This window comes from Aestuariispira insulae, assembly GCF_003385955.1.
GTDB classification, from domain to species: domain Bacteria; phylum Pseudomonadota; class Alphaproteobacteria; order UBA8366; family Aestuariispiraceae; genus Aestuariispira; species Aestuariispira insulae.
In genome coordinates this window covers 84,123-106,080 of the sequence record NZ_QRDW01000008.1, presented here as the reverse complement: position 1 = coordinate 106,080, position 21,958 = coordinate 84,123, and the positions used below count along the sequence as shown (strand labels likewise).

The window sequence follows — 21,958 nt, the reverse complement described above, 5'->3', positions numbered from 1 at the left end:
AACGGCAGGGCGGCTCGCATTAGGATATGGCGCGATGATCAAGCTTTTCAATGGCCTCTCAGCGTTTCGACCGGTTCAATTCACCGCGTCCCTCTTTCTTATTCTCTTTCTCACCGCAAATGGTTCACTGGCCAATGAGAAAGTTATCTTGGCACTGGGGGACAGCCTGACAGCCGGCTTTGGCCTGGCCGAGGAAGAAAGTTTCCCCGCTCAGCTGGAAAAGGCACTGGTGGGCAAGGGACAAAAAGTTCGCGTAATCAATGGCGGGCTGTCCGGCGACACCACCACAGGCGGCCTATCCCGTTTGGACTGGCTGCTATCGGAAAATCCGGATCTGATTATTATTGAACTTGGGGCCAATGACGGGCTTCGCGCCCTCTCACCGGACCTGACCCGACAAAATCTGGATCAATTGATCCTCCGGTCCAAGGCGACCGGGGCCACCGTTTTGCTGACCGGTATGAAAGCGCTGCCTAATCTGGGTCGGGACTATGTTCAACAGTTTGACGCCATCTTCCCCGCACTTGCCGAAAAACACGGGGTCCATTTTTACCCGTTCTTCCTGGATGGGGTTGCCGCCGATCCGACGCTTAACCAGCAGGATGGCATCCACCCCACCGGTGAAGGCATTGCCATTATTGTTGACCGGATCCTGCCCTTCGTCGAAGAAGCGCTGACTGATACCGGCGCGGAGGGCTAACCCTTGGGAGAACAAACACCACCATTTCTTTCAGCCGCAGCCAAAGCCACAGAATGGCAGCAGGCCGCTGCGGAAATCCTGCAAAATCTTGGTACTCCGACCGCAGCGCATCGCCTTGGCATTCTCTATGTTTCATCTGATTTCGCGCCCTATCTGCCGGAAATAGAAATTTTCATGCGCCAGACGACCGGCATCCCTCATTGGGTCGGAACAATCGGACAAGGTGTGATCGGGACAGAAGGCGAGTATCTAGGCTGTCCTTCGATTTCAGTTATGGCCCTGCCAGTGCCGGAAGGGGCTTTCCATTTGCTGAACGGCATCCATGAAGACACTGATCCGACCGTCGGCAATGCCCTCCCCTGGCTTAAGAATGTCGATGTGCCGCTGATCCTGACCCATGGCGACCCATCAAACCAGGTCCTGCAGGGCCTGCTGGAAGACCTGGCCCTGGAAACCGGGGGGTTCCTGGTCGGAGGGCTGAGCGCGGCCATGGGGCCCGGCACCCAGCTGGCCGGACAGCCGGACGGTCAGGGGCTAAGCGGGGTCATGTTGTCCAACCGGGTGGTCCCCGCCATCACCAGTCAGACACAGGGCTGTTCGCCGATCGGGGGCATGCATCAGGTGACCGACGCTACCGACAATGTGGTCATCAGCCTGGATGGCAGGCCGGCGCTTGAGGTGTTCAAGGAAGATATCGGCGAAATCCTGGCGCGGGATCTGCGCCGGGTGGAGGGTTATATCTATGCCGCCCTGCCGCTGCTGGATGGGGATCAGGCGGACTATATGGTGCGCAATCTGGTCGGCATCGATACAGGCAATGCGGTGTTTGCCATCGATTCCGTGATCCAACCCGGTGAAATGCTGATGTTCTGCAGACGCGATCACGACAGCGCAGTCCAGGACATGCAGCGCATGCTGGATGATCTGGATCGCAGGCGGGACGGACAAACCATACGCGGCGGCATCTATGTCAACTGCGCCGGGCGCGGCCCGAATCAATTCGGCCCAAAGGCCGTTGAACTGGAAATGATCCGAGAAACATTGGGGGATTTCCCCCTGACCGGTTTTTTTGCCAATGGCGAGATAAGCCGGGACAAACTCTATGGCTATACGGGGATACTGACGCTTTTCCTGTAGCCGGGATTTCTGAAAGAAGGGTGGAAAATATGGAATATCGCCGTTTGGGACGGACAGACCTGGATGTCAGCCTGATCTGTCTGGGCACCATGACCTGGGGGGAACAAAACAGCGAGGCCGACGGCCATGCCCAGCTGGATTACGCGCTGGAACATGGAGTAAACTTTGTTGATACCGCCGAAATGTATGCCGTGCCCCCGCGTGAGGCGACCTATGGCCGGACCGAGGAAATCATCGGCAGCTGGTTTCAAAAGACCGGCCGCCGCCAGGATGTGATCCTGGCCAGCAAGGTTTCCGGCCGCGCCCAGCGTTTTCCCTATGCCAGGCCACACCTTCATGACGGCGAAACCAGGCTCGACCGCCAGAGCATCCTTGAGGCCTGCGACAACAGCCTCAAGCGCTTGAAAACCGACTATATCGATCTCTATCAGGTCCATTGGCCGGACCGTTCAACCAATTTCTTCGGACAGTTGGGCTATGTCCATAACCCGGACGATGACGCCATTGAAATCGAAGAGACACTGTCCGCCCTGGATGAATTGGTCAAGGCCGGGAAGGTACGCCATGTGGGAGTTTCCAACGAAACGCCCTGGGGCATGATGCGCTATCTGGCCCTGGCCGACTCGAAGGGATTGCCGCGAATCGCCTCGATCCAGGACCCATACAACCTTCTCTTCCGACAGTTCGAAGTGGGCGCAGCCGAGGTTTCCTGCCGGGAACAGGTCGGTCTGCTGGCCTATTCACCGCTCGCCATGGGCACGTTATCGGGCAAATATCTGAACGGACAGATGCCCGAAGGATCGCGCATGGCATTATTTGGTGAATATTTTCCGCGCTACCAGTCGGCCAAGGTTCAAGGTGAAATTGCCAAGTATGTATCACTTGCAAATGAATATGGCCTTGATCCGGTTCAGATGGCATTAGCCTTTGTTAATCAACAAGTTTTTGTCACTTCCAACATCATTGGCGCAACCCGGATGGACCAATTGGAAACCTGTATTGGCTCGGCTAATATTAGCCTGCCGGAAGAGGTTCTTCATGCAATTGCCATAATTCATAAGGAGACACCCTTCCCCACAAGCTGATATACTTGGTTTTGTTAGTGCGTTAGTGGGACTCTTAGGCCCTCCAACGAATATCGGGGATCATCTTCCCCGGTATTATAACAACCCGAACAGGGAGGTTGCCATGATCAGATTATTCGTCGCCCTGCCCATCCCGGAACATGTCCATCACGTTTTGCAGACCATGTGCCATGGCCTGAACAATGCGCGTTGGGTTCCCGAGGAGAACAGGCATTTGACTTTATTTTTCATCGGAGAGGTCGAACATGGCCTGGCCGACGATATCGACATGGCGCTGAGCCACATCGATATGGATCCGGTGGATGTGACCCTTGATGGGCTTGGTTTCTTTGCCAAGAAAGAACGGGTGCATACCATCTTTTCCCGCGCGAAACGCACAGAGAGGCTCCTTCATCTGCAAAAGAAAGTGGAATCGGCCCTGGTCCGTGCCGGGCTGCCGCCCGAAACCCGGAAATTCACCCCGCATGTAACCCTGGCCCGCATGAAACCGGTGCCGGTCGCGGTGGCGGAAAGCTATTGCGCCTCTCATCATCACCCGGAGGAGATCACCTTCACCGCCGATCACTTCACCCTCTATTCCAGCCGGCTCACGCCGGAAGGGTCGATCTATACGGCAGAGGTTAATTACGGGATGGGCGGCTATGTCCCCCCTTTCGACCTCGATCCTGGAGATGACATTCTGAGCGAGAGCCTGGCGTGACGACAAAGCCATCTTCCCGGTCCGGGGCAAAAGCCCCGGTCTGGGACCTGGATCTGGATCCGACCTGTGGCAATGGTGATGTGGCTCGTGCCTATCGGGGTTTTCTGGAACATATCCGTGCAGAAAAAAGATACAGCCACCACACCTTGGACGGATATGCCAGGGATCTCACTGCTTTTTTGCATTTCGTCAGCCATCATCTGGGCGGCATTGCCGGCCTGAACGACCTTGCCAGCTTAAAAACCGCTGACTTCCGGGCCTGGCTGGCCCGGCGCGCGGCACAAGAGATGGCGAAGACCTCCACCGCGCGAGCGCTATCCGCCGTGCGCAGCTTCTTCCGCTGGCTCGACCGACAGGATTTGGCCAGCAACGCGGCCATTGCCACCATCCGGACCCCGAAACTGGACCGGGCCGTGCCAAAACCACTGACGGCATCAGATGCGGAACGCACGCTGGATCTGGCCGGCAGCTGGACCACGGAAGAATGGGCTGCCCGGCGGGATGAAGCGGTGCTGACCTTGCTCTATGGCTGCGGCTTGCGTATCTCCGAAGCGCTGGATCTGAACCGAAAGGATTGGGCCGCCGACCAAGCCACTGTCCGGGTGTTGGGAAAGGGCAATAAAGAGAGACTGGTTCCAGTGTTGCCTGCGGTGCAAGCAGCCATAACCGCCTATCTTGATCTCTGCCCCTACGGCAGTGATGCTGACGATCCGCTTTTCTATGGGCTTCGCGGCGGTCGCCTCAATGCGCGCACGGTCCAGAAACTGGTTCAGCAACTGCGCCATGCACTGGGCCTTCCCGACAGCGCCACCCCCCATGCGCTGCGGCACAGTTTCGCGACCCATCTTTTGGCGGGCGGCGGGGATTTACGCGCGATCCAGGAATTGCTGGGCCATGCCAGCCTGACCACCACCCAGCGCTATACCGAGATCGACACCGGCACATTGCTGATGGAATATGCCAAGGCCCATCCCCGATCCGGGCGTTAGCGTAAACCCGCTCATCGCTCGCTGATCACGGTCCCAAGATATTCCCTTTTAATTTTGGCAATGGTGCCATCCGCCTGGAGCGATCGAATGATGGCATCATAATTCGCAAGCAGCAATGAACGCTGCGGATGGCTAGAGGCTTTGGGAAAAACATTATAATACGGCTTGGACGTCAAGGGCTTTCGCAAGATCGCAATTTTTTCCAGGCGGTCACTGTAGCGCTCATCATAAAGCAGATTGATGGTATTCAGCGCCACAATATCAATCCGGCCCGCAATCAGCTTACGAATCTGAAGCATGTTATTGGAAACCATGTCCAAATTCAGGCCCGCCGCCCAAAATTCCGGGGTATAGGCATATTCACTGGTGGCACCAACGCGCAGGCCTTTGAGATCCGAGAGCTGTTCAAACCGGATTCTGCCTAGATCCTCTTTCCGGATGAAAAAACTCCAGGTGATGTCGATATAAGACTCGTCCGGATAATCCAGAAAGGACATGCGGGATTCTTTTTTTGAAAAAAGCAACAGCATGTCAGCATTGCCGTTTTTGGCCTCCGTCAGCAATCGACTGCCCGAATTGATCAACCGGATTTTGTAATGTAAGCCCAGTTGTTTCATCACCAGTTGCAGGACATCCGCATCAATGCCGCGAACCGTTCCCTCTTCCAAATATTTAAAAGGTGCCTGGGGTGTGGCTAGCACAATAAATTCCCGGGCCTGCGCCATGGACACAGACAAAATACTTATCAGCGACAGAAAGCTGGCAATTACCAGAAAACGCACCGGTCAGATCCTATTTATCCCTCTGAAAATCTTTGCTCGCCTTCCAGTTTAAGCGGATTCTCGAATTTCGCTTAGGAATTTATCCACCTCCCTGGATAGTTTGGCCGTTTGGCTGTTCACCTCATTGACCGTACTGGTCACCTGGCCGGCGGCTTCCATGGTGCTGTTAGCCTTTTCCTCCACTTCTCGGATGCTTTCCGCCACTTCGTGGGTATTGGCGGAAATTTCTGTCACTTTCTGTGCGATCTCCGCTGTTGCAGCCGCCTGCTGCTCGGTGGAGATGGCCACGGCTTTGGAGATCTGCCCCGCTTCCTCCACCACTTTGCTGATCTCCTGGATCGCCACAACCGTGTCCTTGGTGATGCTCTGGACCGCACCGATATTTTCCGTGATCTGTTCCGTTGCTTGCGCGGTTTGCGAGGCCAGGCTCTTCACTTCCCCGGCCACAACCGCAAAGCCCTTGCCCGCATCCCCGGCCCGCGCCGCCTCGATGGTGGCGTTCAGGGCCAACAAATTGGTCTGATCCGCGATACCGCTGATCAGTTCAACGATCTCACCAATGCGCCCCGCGCGTTCTTCCAGCGTATTGACGATCTTGCGGGTATTGTCCGCCCGGTCACTGATGGTCTGCACCAGATCGGAATTGCGGTTTACGCTGCCCGACACCTCACGGACAGACGCGGAAAGCTCTTCAGCCGCGGACGAAACCGTATTTACGTTATGGGTCGATTCTTCGGTGACATCGGCCACCCTGCGACTGAGCGTGCGGTTGGTTTCTGCCACCTCGCCCATCTGGCCCACATTGCCGGACAGGGCGTCGGTATCCCTTTGAACCTGGACGACAATCCCTTTGACAGCATCCTCGAAATGCCGAGCCAGGGTTTCCATGGCTTCGCGTTTTTCGGCCTGGTTCCGTTTTTCCGTTGCTTCACGCTCATGCCGCAGGCGATCAACATTGGCGGCATTGGCTTTGAAGACCTCAAGCGAGCGGGCCATGGTACCGATCTCGTCGTTGCGCTGTTGCCAAGGCACCTCGAGATCCGTCTGGCCCGAGGAAAGCCCCTCCATCACCTTTACTAGATCACCCAATGGCCCGGTCAACATCCGCAGGGAAAAGAACACCGCAGCCATGACCCCCCCCATCAAAACAAGCGCAGTGATGATCTGGCGCAGCAAAAGCTCACGCTTGGACGCCTCCACCGCCTCAAGGCTAATATGAACAACCATCTTGCCCAGATCGGTGCGTTCTTCATCCTCGACAATAAAAAGCGGCTGCTCGATCTGCAGGGTGTTAACCGTTGAGATATCAGTCTTGGTGAAGATGAACATCTGCGAACCGTCGGTATCAAAGATTTCACCCTGGGCGAAGCTTTCTTCCCGGCCAAGCTCCAGCAGCAGATTCTCAACCTCTTCATCATCAGCATTCCAGAGCGGGCTGGCCATGGCTTTTGCCTGTAGCTCCACCAAGAGCCGCGTGCTGGTGACCAGCTGGTTTTGCTGCTGCCCGGCAATTCGGGTTCCCTCGATGAAGCCGGAGATGGCCAACAGGATGATCACCAATGCTGCCACCAGCAACAGGACCCTGACTTTCAGACTGATTTTCGACAGCAACATGGCACCCTCTTCGAAATCCGAGAAAATGAAACACGGGAACGGCCAAGCCATTCCCGTGTCACAAGGGGAAGATTATTGATAGCGGCCCAGGACTTCTTCGATTTTTCCTGCCGCCATCAATTTGTCGAAACCGGCATCAAAAGCATCCACCAGCGCCTGAGCATTCGCGTGTGATCTTGCGACAATGAAATGCAGCCCGGCGGCAGAGGTCTGGAACTCGCTGCGGGCCACCTTGGAGGCATCGCCCAGGGCCTCGGCCGCAGCCCCTTCCGCATCAGCGATCGCGGAATCGACAAAATCAACCTGGCCGCGTTCCAGCAGCTTGAAACAGGCCGCCATATCCTTGGGATCACGGCGTTTCAAATCCCCGCTGGCGATCAATGTGCCAACATGGCCGAATTCACCATAGCCGGCCGGCAGACAAACAGTCTTGCCTTTCATATCGTCGGGCGAATTGATCGTCGGGCTTCCGGCTAAGACATAACCGTAACTTGGATCCGAGGAATAGACATTGCGCGAAAACAGGAAATCCGCCTCCCGCTCCGGGGTCTTGCCCCAGGGGAAAGAGGCATCCTGTTTGCCAGCCCCCACATCCTTCATGGCCCGGCTCCACGGTGCCCAGGACAGGGTGCTGTCCATACCGCTTTCCTTCAGGGCCATTTCCGTGATCACCACCGCAGCCCCGCCACCTTCCAGTTTTTTGTCCGTGTAGGGCGGATATTCATCCCCGGTCACCAGCTTGATCGTTTCAGCATGGGCATTGCCCAGCCCCATCAGGGCCAGGACCATCAGGGTTGCGAGCAAACCGGTGCCCCATTGGATCATTGTCAATTTCTCAGCAGTTGCGGCCCGGACACGGGGGGAACGGCGTCGGCTTGGGGTGCGCATTGTCTATGCTCCTTGAAAAATTCAAGTCCACACCGGAGCCGGTCATGTTATGTCGCGTGGGCCGATCATCAGCCCGAACAAGCATCCGGTGCCTCAAGGTCCAGCGACTAGAAAAAACAGGCAAGCCTGTCAGCCGGGCCTGCCCAGTAGTATTGTATCTTTTGTTTAATGGGGGGTTAACGCCCCAGCGGGTTCCCGACCTTAACCTTCTTTTTCCGCGTATAGCAGGTAATTCACCGCCAGATCATTGGGGTTCAGCGACCACGTGTCTTTGAGCGGATTAAAGACCACGCCCTGCAAATCCCGGATTTCCATACCGGTCGGACGCAGATGGGCTGCCAGCTCGGATGGTTTCAGGAATTTTTTCCAGTCATGGGTGCCTTTGGGCAGCCAGCGCATCACATATTCCGCACCGACAATGGCAAACATGTAGGAGCGTGCCGTGCGGTTGAGGGTCGCCATGAACATGGCCCCGCCGGGCCGCACCAGGTCGGCTGAAACGCTGACAAAGGATTGAACATCCGCCACATGTTCGACCACTTCCATATTCAGCACCGCATCAAATTGTTCGCCATCGGCCAGCAACTGTTCGGCGGTGGCAAAGCGATAATCGATATCCAAGCCGACGGATTCCGCATGGGCGCGTGCCACATGAACCGATTTTTCCGTGGCATCGACCCCGATGATGTCCGCGCCCAGCCGCTTCATCGGCTCGCACAACAGGCCGCCGCCACTGCCGATATCGAGAATACGCAAATCTTTCAGCGGATTGGCAGCGTGCGGGTCACGGCCGAAACGGGCGCAAAGATGATCGCGGATATAGCCGATGCGGACCGGATTGAACTTATGCAGCGGCTTGAACTTACCATCAGGATCCCACCATTCCTCGGCCATGGCCGCGAATTTGGCGATTTCCGCATCATCAACCGTGTGGCCCAGGGGGTTGAGATGCTCTTTGTCCATGGCGCTCGATTTGCCCATCCTCAGGATTCCCAAAATTACTGATATTCAAAATTTGGCGAAGGAAACTTATGCCAGTTACGACGGATCGGGTCCAAAAAGATCACGGCCTGCCTGAATATATTGCCGTCCGCGCTTGAACCAAACCGCCACACAGAGTATGGATACGCGGCCCCGGCAGGGCAAGCCCTCCAATAGAGCTTGAATGAGACCTTTTGGTCGCACCTGCTGGTCGGGTTGCGCGAACGCTTAATTTTATATGAGGCCGAAGAGACGCTATGGCGCGCATTGTTATGAAATTCGGCGGCACTTCCGTCGCCGATCTGGACCGGATCGCCAATGCCGCGAAACGGGTCAAACGGGAAGTGGACGCCGGGAATGAGGTGGCGGTTGTCGTCTCTGCCATGGCCGGTGTCACAAACCAGCTGGTTTCCTATGTGGACCAGACCTCCAAGATCTATGATACCCGTGAATATGACTCCATCGTCGCCTCTGGCGAGCAGGTGACCGCCGGCCTGATGGCACTGCGGCTGCAGGAAATGGGTGTGAATGCACGGTCCTGGCTGGGTTGGCAGATCAAAATCCATACCGATGACGTGCATGGCAAGGCCCGTATCACCGCCATCGACGGCTCGGAAATGATCGAGCGGTTTGGCGAAGGCCAGGTTGCCGTGATCGCCGGGTTCCAGGGCATCAGCCCGCTGAACCGCATCGCGACCCTGGGCCGGGGTGGTTCAGACACCACTGCGGTTGCTCTGGCCGCCGCCGTCAAAGCCGACCGGTGCGACATCTATACCGATGTGGACGGGGTCTATACCACCGACCCCCGGATCGTGACCAAAGCCCGCAAGATCGAAAAAATCAGCCATGAAGAGATGCTGGAACTGGCGTCGCAGGGGGCGAAAGTCCTGCAGACCCGCAGCGTTGAGATGGCCATGAACCATGGGGTTCGCATGCAGGTATTATCCAGTTTCGAGGACCTGCCCGGCACCCTGGTAGTTGCAGAGGATGAAATCGTGGAAGAACAAATCGTCACCGGCATCGCCTATAGCCGCGATGAAGCCAAAATCACCCTGGTCAATGTCGCCGACAAACCGGGTGTCGCCGCCCATATCTTTGGCCCCCTGGCCGATGCCAGCGTCAATGTCGACATGATTGTCCAGTCGGTTTCCGCCGACGGCAAGAAAACCGACCTGACCTTCACCGTTGGCAAAACCGACGTGGAGCGCGCGGTCAAGGTCCTCGAAGATAATCACCACGAGATCGAATATGATGATCTGCTGGCGGATTCCGATGTGGTCAAGGTTTCGGTGATCGGTGTTGGCATGCGGTCCCATGCCGGTGTTGCCCAAACCATGTTCAAGACCCTGGCTGAAAAAGGCATCAATATCCAGGTGATCTCCACCTCCGAGATCAAGATCTCCACTCTGGTGGCTGAGGAATATACCGAACTGGCTTTGCGCGCCCTGCACACGGCATACGGGCTGGACGCGGAATAATTCTCTCATAGGTCTGGATCATCAGGCCCGGATAACATAATAGTTATCTGATGGACGCTGTGGCGCGATTCGCGCTACAAAAGAACATGTCGGGCTGCTTCATCGCGGATTGGGCAGCCCGCATGGTTTTTTGATTCCCGGAATCTTTGCTTCCGGGGCGTCATTGGCGCAGGTAACGGGTGCAACCCAAACCGGGACAATGCTTGGGGGCATGTTGGAACATAAAGATACAAACTCTCCGACCATGAAGGAAGACAAGGCCCGTGGCGGGTCCAGGCAGCTGCTGCGGCGTCTTCGAGATATCATGGCCACCGGAGAGGGCGCCCAGGAACGCCTTGACCGGCTGGTGAAAATCATCGCGCAGGAAATGCATGCCGATGTCTGCTCACTCTATGTGCGCCGGGCGGGGGATGTCCTGGAACTGTTCGCCACTGAAGGTTTGAAATCGGAATCCGTGCATCAGACCAGGCTGCGCATCGGCGAGGGGATCGTCGGTGATATTGCCGCCTATGCCAGGCCCTTTGCCCTGGCCGACGCCCAAAGCCACCCACATTTCGCCTATCGCCCCGAAACGGGTGAGGAAAGCTTCCATTCCCTGATGGGGGTGCCGATCCTGCGCGGCGGCCGCGTCATGGGGGTTCTGGTTGTCCAGAACCGAGAGGAAAGCGAATATTCCGACGAAACCGTCGAATTGATGGAAACCGTCGGGATGGTAGTGGCCGAAGTCATCGCCGCGGGCGGTGTGGTGCGTCGCCGTGAACAGGCCCCGGTCGACGGCCTTGCCCTGAAGCCGCTTCGTATTGATGGTGTCCAATTGAGCAGCGGGCTTGCCATGGGCCGCGCCGTGCTGCATCGCCCCCTTGTGCCGATCGGCAAGATGGTGGCCGAGGATGAGGCCCATGAACAGCGCCGCCTGGATTACGCGCTGGCCGCCATGCATACCAAGCTGGACCATATGGTTAAAACCGTGGATGACGCCGGCGGCGGTGACCATGTGGATATTCTGAAAACCTACCGCATGATCGCGGAGGATCGCGGCTGGATCCAGCGCATCCGGGACGCCATAGGCACCGGCCTGACCGCCGAGGGGGCGGTTGTGCGTGTCCAGAACGAAACCCGCGCCCGCATGGCAAAGGTGCAGGATAACTATCTGCGCGAGCGCCTCCTGGATTTGGAAGATCTCGCCTTTCGTCTGTTGCAGCATCTCCAGGAAAGCAATGCAAATGGGAACGGCCAGTCCGGCCCGACCCAGGCCGACCTGCCAAAAGACATGATCGTGATCGCACGCAGCATGGGTCCTGCGGAACTGCTGGATTACGACCGGGAGCGGTTGCGCGGCGTGGTGCTGGAGGAAGGCTCTTCCACGGCTCATGTGGCCATTGTCGCGCGCGCGCTCGACATTCCGATTGTCGGTCGGGTCAGCCGGATCCTGAGCCGGATCGAACCCCATGACCGGATCATTGTCGATGGCAATAACGCGGTTTGCTTCGTCCGTCCGGGCGAGGAATTCCGCCGGGTCTTTGCCACATCCATGGAGCTGCATGAACAGCGCCTGGCGGCCTATGCCCGGGATCGTGATTTGCCCTCCGTCACCTGTGACGGGGCCAATATCACTTTGAATATGAATGCCGGCCTGCTGATCGACATGCCACATTTACATGAAACCGGCGCCTGCGGGGTCGGCCTGTACCGGACCGAAGTCCCGTTCATGGTCCGGTCCGAATATCCCGATGTGAAAGTCCAGGCGGATCTCTATGCCCGTGTCTACGAACAGGCCGAGGGAAAGCCGGTTGTTTTCCGGACATTGGATATCGGCGGCGACAAAGTGCTGCCCTATTTCCAGGATCAGGCGGAAGAAAACCCGGCCATGGGTTGGCGGGCGATACGGGTGGCCCTCGACCGGCCGGCCATGCTGCGCCAGCAGCTGCGCGCCATGATCCATGCGGCCAATGGTCAGCCATTAGCCATCATGTTCCCGATGATCTCCGATGTGCAGGAACTGCTGAACGCCAAGAAGGCGTTGAACAAGGAGCTGGACCGGGCCAAGGACAGAGGGCTGTCGCTGCCCTCCGATTTGTCGGTCGGCATCATGTTTGAAGTGCCGTCGCTTGCCTTCCAGATGGATGCAATGCTGCCGCATGTGGATTTTATTTCAATCGGCTCCAACGACCTGCTGCAGTTTTTCTTTGCCAGCGACCGCGGCAACCCGCGCCTGGACAAACGCTATGAAGCCCTTTCACCCGCATTCCTGTCATTGATCCGGTTGATTGCGGACAAATGCCGCGAGAAAGGGGTGTCGTTGAGCGTATGCGGTGAAATTGCCGGCGATCCGCTTCATGCCATGGCCCTGATCGGTGTCGGAATTCGGCAGCTATCCATGTCACCACGCTCCATCGGCCCGGTCCGCAGCATGGTTCGGACCCTTGATGCCAAAGCGCTGGAAGCCTTCCTGGCCGTCAATCTGGACAGCCCCGCCCACAGTTTGAGAAGCCTGCTGATCGCATTCGCCAAAGATCACAAGATATTCCTGTAAGGAATTGAATCAGATTTGGTTTTTTTGCCCGGCCTTCGGTTAAGGCTTTGCATTTTTTCAACACTTGCCCATAATGCCCCAAAGCGGGTCCGTTCCACGCGGCATACTCGCCAGAGGGATGAAAAAAACACAAGTAAACGGGGATCGCCGCTTAGGCGGTGGCAGGTCGTACCATGACTCCAATCAATCAAGCTGATTCCGCGCAAGCGCCAGAATTGGAAAATAAGAAACGTGTTGGCGATATATTGCGCGAGGCCAGGGTTGCCCGAGATGAAGAGCTTGATCAGGTTGCCGATCTTTTAAGAATCCGGCTGGAGTATCTACGCGCCATCGAGGAAAACCGGCCAAACGACCTTCCCGGCACCGCCTACGCCCTCGGCTTTGTCCGAACCTATGCCAGCCATCTTGACCTGGACACCAAAATTCTTGTGGACCAGTTCAAGGTAGAAGCGGAAGAGATTGAAAAACTCACTGAGCTTAACTTCCCGGAACCCCTGCCGGCCAAAAGCGTACCCGGCGGCGCCCTTGTCTTCATGGGGCTATTGTTATTCGGCGTGTTCTACGGTCTCTGGTATTATCTGAATACCCAGGATAAATCCGTCGCCGATCTGGTGCCGGACCTGCCGCCCCAGATTGCCCATGTGATTGATAGCATGACCGGCGCCAAATCGGAGGAAACGGCAGAGCAAACTGAACCGGCACAAGTTGAGGGCGCCAGCACCGCCCCGGAGGAATCTGTCCCTGAGAATTCAACCGCGCAAGCTCCTGCCGGCCAGGACCAGGATCAGGACCCCGACAGCGACACGGCAAGTTCCGATGCCAGCCCGGCAGTGGAAGCCTCGCAGCCGACAGTCACTGAAAACAACCTAACCCCGGTCGAGACCGCACCTGCCAGCAATGAACCGGCGGAAGAAACATCCGTCGAGGAAGCGGGACAAATGATGGCGACCGAGACCGCTGAGCCGTCCGACCCGTCTCCAGCCAATGAGGAAATGGCTGCAGAAACGACTTCAGCCCCAGACGGTCAGGACGCCGCCGCCCAAACCGCTCAGGAAGTGGCAGAAACCGTCACAGAAACCGCGCCGGACACCCCTGCTGACACAGTCGCCAGCGCTGATGAAGCAGCAGCTGAAACCGTGGAAGAAGGTAATGTCGATGCCGCAGAAGAAAACAGGACCGAACAGCCCGCCGAGGAGCGTGCTGTGGCAGCCGTGCCTTCTGCGAACCTGCCCACGGCCACCGTTGAACCAAAAATCTATGGCGAAGAAAATGACGGTGCGCGTGTCATCATCACCGCCAAATCCACCGCCTGGGTGGAAATCTCTTCCGCCTCCGGAGACCTGCTTCTCACCCGCCTTTTAAACAGCGGCGATAGGTACAAGGTTCCCAACAAACCTGGTATCACCCTGATCACCGGAAATGCCGGTGCGCTGGAAATTGCCGTGGATGGAAAACCGGTCGCACCGATCGGTGAGGTTGGTGCGGTTGTGCGCGATGTATCCCTGGATCCCGACAGCCTGACCACGCCCTGACAGTCGCCCGATTTACCGTAACGGGGAAAATTCACGCAAGTTTCATCCGAAGTAGACGCTGCAGGCTTGAATTTTCAGGGCTTTGAGCGCATTTTCTCCCCGCGGGCAGCAGGCCCCGGCAAAATGGAGAGATAAACCGGCCATGAGTGTTAGGCCCTATCGCGATATCTATCGGCGGAAATCCCGTCAGATCATGGTCGGCAATGTGCCGGTGGGCGGTGATGCGCCAATCACCGTGCAAACCATGACCAATACGCTGACCAGCGACGCTCAAGCCACCATCCGGCAGATCAAGGCCGTTGAGGAGGCCGGTGCGGATATCGTGCGTGTTTCCTGCCCGGATGTTGAATCCACCGCCGCGCTCAAGACCATCATCGACAATGTTTCGATCCCTGTGGTCGCCGACATCCATTTTCATTACAAACGTGGCATCGAGGCCGCCCTGGCCGGCGCGGCCTGCCTGCGGATCAATCCCGGCAATATCGGCAGCGCGGAGAAGGTTCGCGAAGTGGTCAAAGCCGCGAAAGATAATGGCTGTTCCATGCGTATCGGCGTGAATGCCGGTTCACTGGAAAAGCACCTGTTGGAAAAATATGGCGAACCTTGCCCGGAAGCCATGGTGGAAAGCGGTCTGGAACATGCCCGCATCCTGGAAGACAACGATTTTTTTGATTTCAAGATCAGCGTGAAGGCTTCCGATGTTTTCCTGGCTGCCGCCGCCTATCACGGCCTGGCTGAAGCCTGTGATTATCCGCTGCATCTTGGCATCACCGAAGCAGGCGGGATCCGCACCGGCACGATCAAATCCGCCATGGGTATCGGTTCCCTCCTTTGGGCTGGCATCGGCGACACTATCCGTGTCTCCCTTTCCGCCGATCCGGTCGAGGAAGTGAAAGTCGGTTTCGATATCCTGAAAACGCTGGGCCTGCGCCATCGCGGTGTGAATGTCATTTCCTGCCCAAGTTGCGCCCGCCAACAGTTCAATGTGATCAAGACCGTAGAGGTTCTGGAGGAACGCCTGGCCCACATCACCACCCCGATGAGCGTTTCGGTCATCGGTTGCGTGGTCAATGGCCCTGGCGAAGCGCGCGAGACCGATATCGGCTTCACCGGCGGGGGCAAAGGCACCCATCAGGTTTACGTATCCGGCCTGCCGGATCATCGTCTCAAGGACGATAATATCGTTGATCATCTTGTCGGTCTGGTGGAAAAGAAAGCCGCCGAGATCCAGGCGGAGATCGACGCCGAAAAGGCAAAACCCAACGCAGCCGACGCTGCAGAGTAGCTCACCAACTGACGAAGGATTAAAACCATGGCGGTATTGCAACCCGTCCGCGGCACCTATGACCTGTTACCCGAAGCCATGCGCGCCCATCGTCATGTGGTTGATACCGCAGCTGGTGTGACTCTCTGTTATGGGTTCGAGGAAGTCGCAACCCCGGTTTTTGAATTTACCGAGGTTTTCTCCCGGACGCTCGGCGACACATCCGATGTCGTCACCAAAGAGATGTATTCGTTTGAGACCCAGGGTGGAGATCACATTACGCTGCGCCCGGAAAACACCGCCGGTGTCGCCCGCGCTTTCATCACCAACGGCCTGGCCCAGCATGCGCCGGTGAAATGTTTCTATGCCGGCCCGATGTTCCGTTACGAAAAACCGCAGAAAGGCCGCCAACGCCAGTTCCACCAGATCGGGGTGGAATTGATCGGCGCTGCCCAACCGCAGGCGGATGTGGAAGTGATCGCCGCCGGTGTTGCCGTGCTGAAATCGCTTGGTATTTATGAAGAAACCACGCTGGAACTGAACACATTGGGTGATCCGGCCAGCCGCACCGCCTATCGCGATGCCCTGGTTGCCTATTTCAGTGCGCATAAGGATAAGCTTTCCGAAGATTCGCTGATGCGGCTGGAGAAAAACCCGCTGCGCATCCTCGATTCCAAGGATCCCAGTGATCGGGAACTGGTCAAGGACGCACCGGTTTTCGGTGACTTCCTGAATGAAGAAAGCAAGGCCTTTTTCAAAGCCGTCAAAGACGGTCTCGATAGCCTGGGCATTGCTTATGAGCTGAACCCGCGCCTGGTGCGCGGCCTCGACTACTACAACCATACCTGTTTCGAATTCACCACCCAGGCACTGGGCGCGCAGGGGACCGTCATGGCGGGTGGCCGTTATGACGGGCTGATCGAACAGATGGGTGGCCAGCCAACACCTGGCGTTGGCTGGGCAGCAGGCATTGAACGTCTGGCCATGCTGGCCAATGACACGCCGGAAGCCGTGCGACCGATGGTGATCATTCCGTTGGGTGACGCGGCAGAGATCCGGGCGCTGACCCTGGCGGAAGAGATTCGCGCCGAGGGCTACCGGGTTGAAATGGCCTATGGCGGCAACATGAAGAAACGCATGAAACATGCGAATAAGATTGATGCCGGCATTGCCATTATCATGGGTGATGACGAGCTGGCCAAAGGCGTTGCCATGGTCAAAGATCTGGATAGCGGCGAACAGGAAGAAGTGCCGCTGGAACAATTGGTCGGTGGCATCACCGCCTGGGAACTGGCTGAGATGTATGGTGAAGACGGTCTGCCGTCGGATCCGCAAGACTGAGCCGGCCCCTTAAAGAAAGAGACTGAATGAGCGGCATACGCCCTGTCATTGTTGGAGCCAGCTATCGCACCGTCCCATCCGGGACTCGCGACAAGCTCTACCTTGACCGGGCGGCCCGCCAGTCCCTGCAGGAAAAACTACGCCGTGATGGGATTGATCAGGCCCTGATCCTGTCCACCTGCGACCGGGTTGAAGTTTTGATCTGCAGCCCGGATGGCGAACCCCATTGCCAGCAGGTGCAAAGGCATTTGGCAGCTCATGCCGGATTGTCCTTCGGCAAAATCTCAGACCTGCTCTACCGACTTTATGATGATGAGGCCGTCAGCCATCTTTTTACCGTCATCTGCGCCCTCGACAGCCATATGATCGGCGAAGCGCAGATTTTCGGCCAGGTAAAAGAAGCGATCACGGAAAGCCAGGAGGCCGACATGATCGGCACCGAACTGGCCGACTTAAGCAACAGCGCGGTCGCGCTGGCAAAACGGGTGCGCAGCCAGACGCGCATTGGCGAGGGCGCGATATCGGTCGCCTCGGCAGCTGTGCGTTTGGCCCGCGACCTCCATGGCAATCTGGCCGACTGCCGGGCGCTGCTGATCGGGTTGGGGGAAACCGGCCTTTTGTTGCGCGAACAGATGCAGCTGGCCGGGCTGACCGGTTGGATGATGGCCGGCAGCGCCCGCCGCACCGAACGGATGGCGGCCAAGATCGGCGCACATTTCACGCCAACAGAACAGCTGCCCGCCGCCCTGGAACAGGCCGACCTGGTGGTCACCGCTGCCGGGAACGGACGCTATTTAATCGATGTCGAGATGGCGGAGACCATCATCCGTGCCCGCCGCCGCAAACCGGTTCTGTTTCTCGATTGCGGCATACCGGCCGATATCGACCCCGGCCTGGACGCGCTGGACGATGTTTTCCTCTACGGCCTTTCCGATATCGAGCAATTGGCCGAGAAAGGCCAGCTGGACCGGCAGGAAGCGGCAGAAGAGGCCCGGCAGATGGTCCGGGAAGCGGTCGGCGACTATCGCCGCATTCAGGCGGAGAAAGATGGTATTCCCATGCTGGTCACCCTGCGCCGCCATTTTGAATTGATCCGGGCAAACCTGCTGGCCGATCATCCCAATGCCAGTGCCGAAGAAGCCACCCGTCTGCTGGTCAACCGCCTGCTGCATCAGCCGAGCGAAGCGTTGCGTGCGCTTGCCGGCCAGGGCGATGCCGCTGATTTGCGCGACACCATCACCGTCAATAGGGTTCTCGAACAACTGTTTGATCTGGCTGCCCAGGCGGATAACCAGGACAAGAACCAAGCCATCGATAAAATGGCCCCTTCAGGAGAGAAAGAATGAGTTGGACACATCGGCTGGACCGGGTTGTTGCCCGGCATCAGGAACTGTCCGATACCTTGGCATCCGGCCAGGCTGAAGGGGACGCCTTTGTCGCGCTTTCCAAAGAGTTCGCCGAGCTGAGCCCGATCGTGGAAAAAGTCGCCGCCTTCAAGGCCGCCCAACAGGAATTGAGCGACCTGGAGGAAATGGTTGCAGACCCGGACGCCGATGCGGAAATGAAAGAGTTGGCGGAAGAGGAATTGCAAACCCTCAACGAGCAGCTGCCGGATTTGGAGCATCAGTTGCAGTTGGCGCTGCTGCCGAAGGATCAGGCAGACTCCCGAAACGCCATCCTGGAGATCCGCGCCGGGACTGGCGGCGATGAGGCCGCCCTTTTTGCCGGCGATCTGTTCCGCATGTATCAGCGCTATGCCGCCAATCACGGCTGGCGGGTCGAGCTGATTGAAGAAAGTGCCAACGAAATCGGCGGCTTCAGTCAGGTTGTTGCTTCCGTGTCCGGGTCCGACGTCTTTAAACGGTTGAAATATGAATCCGGTGTGCACCGGGTCCAGCGCGTGCCGGAAACCGAAAGCGGCGGGCGCATCCACACCTCCGCAGCCACGGTTGCCGTCCTGCCCGAGGCGGAAGAGGTGGATATCGAGATTGCCAACGAAGATCTGCGCATCGATACATTCCGCGCCCAGGGCGCCGGCGGTCAGCATGTGAACACCACCGATTCCGCAATCCGTATCACCCATATTCCAACCGGCGTCGTGGTCCAGTGTCAGGATGAAAAATCCCAGCACAAAAACAAGGCCAAGGCCATGAAGGTTCTGCGCGCCAGGCTTTATGAACATGAACGCGAGCGCCTGGCTTCCGAGCGCGCCGAGGACCGCAAGAGCCAGGTCGGCTCCGGCGACCGCTCGGAACGCATCCGGACCTATAATTTCCCGCAAGGGCGCGTGACCGATCATCGCATCAACCTGACCCTCTATAAATTGGACAAAGTGATTGAGGGCGAAGCCCTGGATGAGCTGCTGGACGCCCTGATCCTGGAAGACCAGATGGCTCAGTTGGCCGCCCTCGGCGAGGCATGAGATGAGCGACCTGCCCAGAGCGGATGACTGCCTGATCAACGCGGAGGAGAAGCTGCGCACCGCCGGGATCGAAGGCCCCCGGCGTGAAGCCAGACTCTTGCTAGCCTACCATCTGGGCTGCACGGTGGAGCGGGTCATGGCCTTCCCCGAAGAGCCGGTTGCGGACCGGCAGCGCTTTGATGCCATGATTGCACGCCGTGCTGCGCGCGAGCCACTGTCCCACATCACAGGCCTGCGGGAATTCTGGAGCCTGGATTTCGAGGTCTCCTCCCATGTATTGGACCCCAGGCCCGACAGTGAGACCCTGATTGAGGCCGTCTTGACCCTGTCGCCGCCTGCGGACCGGCCATTATCCATTGTTGATTTCGGCACCGGCAGCGGTTGCTTGCTGCTGACATTGCTTTCGGAACGGCCGCTGGCCAAGGGCACGGCGGTCGACCTTTCCCCGGACGCGCTGGCCGTTGCCCAACGCAATGCAATCCGCCATGGCTTGGCGGAACGCTGCTCCTTCATCCGGTCCAACTGGGCAGAGAATGTGACCGGCCCCTTTGATATCGTGATTTCCAACCCGCCCTATATCGAGAGCGCCACCGTGCTCGATCTGGAGCCGGAAGTGCGTGATCATGAACCCCATCTGGCGTTGGATGGGGGTGCCGACGGCCTGGTTGCCTACCGCGCACTCATCCCCCAGGCTTTTTCCCTTTTACGCGAAGGCGGATTGATCGCGTTAGAACTGGGCATGGGACAGGCCGGCCAAGTCTCTGAAATACTATTACAATCCGGATTTAGCGAAATAAATACCCATTGCGATCTCGCGGGCATCGAACGATGCCTGACTGCCCGGCATCCCTGATCCCGCACTTTTCCGCCGATGTGGTAAAAAAAAGCTTGAAAAGCCGTCTTCAATGGTTACGGTGAAGATATGTCCTAGACGCGCTGAAAAGCGCGGGCGCTATTGGGAGCGCTGTGAGGCACTTTAGTTTCCGCTACAATATAAAACGAGCGCCACTGTCATCTGACTGGGCGCAGAGGTTAGCGGCTTCTTTCACCGGCTTATCTGTGTGATGCGAGTATGAGACAAAACAACAAAAACCGCCGTGGTCGCGGGAATAGTGGTGGCGGGGGTAACCGTCGTCCGAACGCGCGGCAAAATTTTGATTCCAACGGTCCGAATGTCCGCATCCGTGGCACCGCGACCCAGATCTACGACAAATATGTCGCCCTGGCCCGTGACGCCCAGACCTCCGGCGATCCGGTTCTGGCCGAAAGCCTGCTGCAGCATGCGGAACATTATTACCGCATCCTGAGCGCCGACCAGGAAAACCGTGCCCGCCGCCAGGAACAGCAGAATGCCAAAAAGGCAAAGGAAGAAGCTGAATCCAAGGATCCAGAGGCAACCGAAAATGACGACGCTGATGATAGCAGCGACGAGGAAGATGAAGCTGAAGCCGAGGTTGTGACCGAAACGCCCGCCAATGATGAAAACAACGAGGCGGATGAAGAGGAAGAAGACGTCAAGCCGCGTCCGGCCAGACGTAAAAAAACCAAAGCGGCTGTTGCTGAATAAATCAGCTTAAGCAGGCGGAAATAGATAAGGGCGGTTGTTTACCGCCCTTTTTTATACCGTGGCCTTTATTGCTTCGAGGCATCAATCAACAAGCGTAATCTCATCTCCCTGACGGATGGTGCCGCCTTCGATCACGCGGGCATAGATACCCATATCCATATGACCAAAACCGCGGCGCAGGCTTAAGGGCACATTCATGTCCACCTCGCCATTCTCCGGGTTTACATTGGTCGCTGCACAGCGCCCGATCATTTCCTCAACCGCCAGGATCACATCCCCGATCTTGATCTTCTTGGCGATCCAGTCACCCTCAACCCAGGGGGTCGCGCCGGAAAAATACAGATTGCCGCGGAACCGATGCGGATGCACCGGTTGCTGCAACACACGTTCTTCCAGATCCTTAACACTGGCCAGATTGATCAGGCTGACGAAATTCGGCTGGGTATCGGTGAAACCGTCGCTGGCGGGAGCCTCGACAATCTTCGGCATGCCGCGCGAACCGGTTGGCATGAAAGCGGACAGGAAGGTCTGTAACGTCTGGCGACCGATATGATCGCGGATCACGCCGCGGCTGACCGGCTTGCCCTTGCGGGTGATCGTCAACTGCCCGTTTTCCTCATCAAATTCCAAGCCGAGCTGCGCCAGTTTTTCATCCCGCGCCAGCATCAGGAAATTTTTCTTCGGCGCCCAGGCCGGGGCCGCCGGATCCACATCAGAAGAGGCATGAATAATGCCCCAGCGCCGGTCATAGGGAAGCCCTTCGCCGGGAACCAGATTGGTTTCGCTTATGATGTCAGCCGCCAAGCCTTTGACGGGATAGCGGCAAATTTCGTCGATCTGTATTTTCATGCACTGCAACATAACGAAAGAATTTGCCGACGGAAAGCTTTCAGATCGCCGGAAATCGCTTTAGACTCTGTTTCATCAAAACAAAAAAGCGGAATT

General features: G+C 57.4%; 19 protein-coding genes. 14 read left to right on the top strand and 5 right to left on the bottom strand.

Annotated features, from left to right (window positions below):
• Positions 1-34: 34 nt before the first annotated feature.
• From DFP90_RS16935 to DFP90_RS16915, 5 genes are all read left to right on the top strand, one after another.
• Positions 35-700, top strand: coding sequence for an arylesterase (locus DFP90_RS16935; RefSeq protein ID WP_115937703.1), 666 nt, complete (start codon positions 35-37; stop codon positions 698-700).
• Positions 701-703: 3 nt separating this feature from the next.
• Positions 704-1,837 (top strand): FIST signal transduction protein, encoded by a 1,134-nt coding sequence (locus DFP90_RS16930; RefSeq protein WP_115937702.1) that lies wholly within the window; start codon positions 704-706, stop codon positions 1,835-1,837.
• A gap of 29 nt (positions 1,838-1,866) precedes the next feature.
• Entirely contained in the window at positions 1,867-2,922 is a 1,056-nt protein-coding gene (locus tag DFP90_RS16925; RefSeq protein ID WP_115937701.1) for an NADP(H)-dependent aldo-keto reductase, read from the top strand.
• 103 nt (positions 2,923-3,025) lie between these two features.
• On the top strand, positions 3,026-3,622 hold the full coding sequence (thpR, locus tag DFP90_RS16920; RefSeq protein ID WP_115937700.1) for an RNA 2',3'-cyclic phosphodiesterase: 597 nt from the start codon (positions 3,026-3,028) through the stop codon (positions 3,620-3,622).
• A complete protein-coding gene (locus tag DFP90_RS16915) occupies positions 3,619-4,611 on the top strand; it encodes a tyrosine recombinase XerC (RefSeq protein WP_245957103.1) in 993 nt (330 codons plus the stop codon). Before thpR ends, DFP90_RS16915 begins: the two co-directional genes overlap by 4 nt.
• An 11-nt stretch (positions 4,612-4,622) precedes the next feature.
• Here the strand turns inward: DFP90_RS16915 and DFP90_RS16910 are convergent, their stop codons facing one another.
• The 4 genes from DFP90_RS16910 to ubiG form a co-directional block, all read right to left on the bottom strand.
• On the bottom strand, positions 4,623-5,393 hold the full coding sequence (locus tag DFP90_RS16910; protein WP_218044712.1) for a substrate-binding periplasmic protein: 771 nt from the start codon (positions 5,391-5,393) through the stop codon (positions 4,623-4,625).
• 48 nt (positions 5,394-5,441) lie between these two features.
• Positions 5,442-7,007 carry a methyl-accepting chemotaxis protein gene (locus tag DFP90_RS16905; RefSeq protein ID WP_181905419.1) on the bottom strand — a complete coding sequence of 522 codons (1,566 nt, stop codon included), beginning with the start codon at positions 7,005-7,007 and terminating at the stop codon, positions 5,442-5,444.
• A 72-nt stretch (positions 7,008-7,079) separates the two neighbouring features.
• Entirely contained in the window at positions 7,080-7,895 is an 816-nt protein-coding gene (locus DFP90_RS16900) for a substrate-binding periplasmic protein (RefSeq protein ID WP_115937698.1), read from the bottom strand.
• Positions 7,896-8,096: 201 nt separating this feature from the next.
• The gene (ubiG, locus tag DFP90_RS16895) at positions 8,097-8,876 is read right to left on the bottom strand and encodes a bifunctional 2-polyprenyl-6-hydroxyphenol methylase/3-demethylubiquinol 3-O-methyltransferase UbiG (protein ID WP_425452180.1); all 780 of its coding nucleotides are present in this window, start codon (positions 8,874-8,876) and stop codon (positions 8,097-8,099) included.
• Positions 8,877-9,133: 257 nt separating this feature from the next.
• Between ubiG and DFP90_RS16890 the strand changes: the two genes are divergently transcribed.
• The 9 genes from DFP90_RS16890 to DFP90_RS16850 all read left to right on the top strand — a co-directional run bounded on the left by DFP90_RS16890 (position 9,134) and on the right by DFP90_RS16850 (position 21,013).
• Positions 9,134-10,354, top strand: coding sequence for an aspartate kinase (locus tag DFP90_RS16890; RefSeq protein WP_115937697.1), 1,221 nt, complete (start codon positions 9,134-9,136; stop codon positions 10,352-10,354).
• A 211-nt stretch (positions 10,355-10,565) separates the two neighbouring features.
• Positions 10,566-12,887, top strand: a complete 2,322-nt coding sequence (gene ptsP, locus DFP90_RS16885) for a phosphoenolpyruvate--protein phosphotransferase (protein ID WP_245957102.1) — start codon at positions 10,566-10,568, stop codon at positions 12,885-12,887.
• 173 nt (positions 12,888-13,060) lie between these two features.
• Positions 13,061-14,419 carry a helix-turn-helix domain-containing protein gene (locus DFP90_RS16880; protein WP_115937696.1) on the top strand — a complete coding sequence of 453 codons (1,359 nt, stop codon included), beginning with the start codon at positions 13,061-13,063 and terminating at the stop codon, positions 14,417-14,419.
• Between the two features lie 142 nt (positions 14,420-14,561).
• Positions 14,562-15,704, top strand: a complete 1,143-nt coding sequence (ispG, locus tag DFP90_RS16875) for a flavodoxin-dependent (E)-4-hydroxy-3-methylbut-2-enyl-diphosphate synthase (protein ID WP_115937695.1) — start codon at positions 14,562-14,564, stop codon at positions 15,702-15,704.
• Positions 15,705-15,731: 27 nt separating this feature from the next.
• Entirely contained in the window at positions 15,732-17,024 is a 1,293-nt protein-coding gene (hisS, locus tag DFP90_RS16870) for a histidine--tRNA ligase (protein WP_115937694.1), read from the top strand.
• A gap of 26 nt (positions 17,025-17,050) precedes the next feature.
• Entirely contained in the window at positions 17,051-18,370 is a 1,320-nt protein-coding gene (gene hemA / locus DFP90_RS16865; RefSeq protein WP_115937693.1) for a glutamyl-tRNA reductase, read from the top strand.
• On the top strand, positions 18,367-19,446 hold the full coding sequence (prfA, locus tag DFP90_RS16860; protein WP_115937692.1) for a peptide chain release factor 1: 1,080 nt from the start codon (positions 18,367-18,369) through the stop codon (positions 19,444-19,446). The genes hemA and prfA overlap by 4 nt, the downstream gene beginning before the upstream one ends.
• 1 nt (position 19,447) lies before the next feature.
• A complete protein-coding gene (gene prmC, locus DFP90_RS16855) occupies positions 19,448-20,299 on the top strand; it encodes a peptide chain release factor N(5)-glutamine methyltransferase (protein ID WP_115937691.1) in 852 nt (283 codons plus the stop codon).
• A 219-nt stretch (positions 20,300-20,518) separates the two neighbouring features.
• Positions 20,519-21,013 (top strand): DUF4167 domain-containing protein, encoded by a 495-nt coding sequence (locus DFP90_RS16850; RefSeq protein ID WP_115937690.1) that lies wholly within the window; start codon positions 20,519-20,521, stop codon positions 21,011-21,013.
• Between the two features lie 81 nt (positions 21,014-21,094).
• Here DFP90_RS16850 and DFP90_RS16845 read toward each other — a convergent pair whose 3' ends face one another.
• Positions 21,095-21,862 (bottom strand): MOSC domain-containing protein, encoded by a 768-nt coding sequence (locus DFP90_RS16845; protein ID WP_245957101.1) that lies wholly within the window; start codon positions 21,860-21,862, stop codon positions 21,095-21,097.
• Positions 21,863-21,958 lie beyond the last annotated feature (96 nt).

Excerpts from the sequence above, each read along its gene's own strand:
- ptsP (WP_245957102.1), top strand. The coding sequence starts at position 10,566 with ATGTTGGAACATAAAGATACAAACTCTCCGACCATGAAGGAAGACAAG.
- DFP90_RS16905 (WP_181905419.1), bottom strand. The coding sequence starts at position 7,007 with ATGTTGCTGTCGAAAATCAGTCTGAAAGTCAGGGTCCTGTTGCTGGTG.
- DFP90_RS16850 (WP_115937690.1), top strand. The coding sequence starts at position 20,519 with ATGAGACAAAACAACAAAAACCGCCGTGGTCGCGGGAATAGTGGTGGC.
- prmC (WP_115937691.1), top strand. The coding sequence starts at position 19,448 with ATGAGCGACCTGCCCAGAGCGGATGACTGCCTGATCAACGCGGAGGAG.
- DFP90_RS16845 (WP_245957101.1), bottom strand. The coding sequence starts at position 21,862 with ATGAAAATACAGATCGACGAAATTTGCCGCTATCCCGTCAAAGGCTTG.
- thpR (WP_115937700.1), top strand. The coding sequence starts at position 3,026 with ATGATCAGATTATTCGTCGCCCTGCCCATCCCGGAACATGTCCATCAC.
- DFP90_RS16925 (WP_115937701.1), top strand. The coding sequence starts at position 1,867 with ATGGAATATCGCCGTTTGGGACGGACAGACCTGGATGTCAGCCTGATC.
- DFP90_RS16890 (WP_115937697.1), top strand. The coding sequence starts at position 9,134 with ATGGCGCGCATTGTTATGAAATTCGGCGGCACTTCCGTCGCCGATCTG.
- hisS (WP_115937694.1), top strand. The coding sequence starts at position 15,732 with ATGGCGGTATTGCAACCCGTCCGCGGCACCTATGACCTGTTACCCGAA.
- hemA (WP_115937693.1), top strand. The coding sequence starts at position 17,051 with ATGAGCGGCATACGCCCTGTCATTGTTGGAGCCAGCTATCGCACCGTC.
- DFP90_RS16880 (WP_115937696.1), top strand. The coding sequence starts at position 13,061 with ATGACTCCAATCAATCAAGCTGATTCCGCGCAAGCGCCAGAATTGGAA.
- DFP90_RS16900 (WP_115937698.1), bottom strand. The coding sequence starts at position 7,895 with ATGCGCACCCCAAGCCGACGCCGTTCCCCCCGTGTCCGGGCCGCAACT.
- DFP90_RS16935 (WP_115937703.1), top strand. The coding sequence starts at position 35 with ATGATCAAGCTTTTCAATGGCCTCTCAGCGTTTCGACCGGTTCAATTC.
- ubiG (WP_425452180.1), bottom strand. The coding sequence starts at position 8,876 with ATGGGCAAATCGAGCGCCATGGACAAAGAGCATCTCAACCCCCTGGGC.
- ispG (WP_115937695.1), top strand. The coding sequence starts at position 14,562 with ATGAGTGTTAGGCCCTATCGCGATATCTATCGGCGGAAATCCCGTCAG.
- prfA (WP_115937692.1), top strand. The coding sequence starts at position 18,367 with ATGAGTTGGACACATCGGCTGGACCGGGTTGTTGCCCGGCATCAGGAA.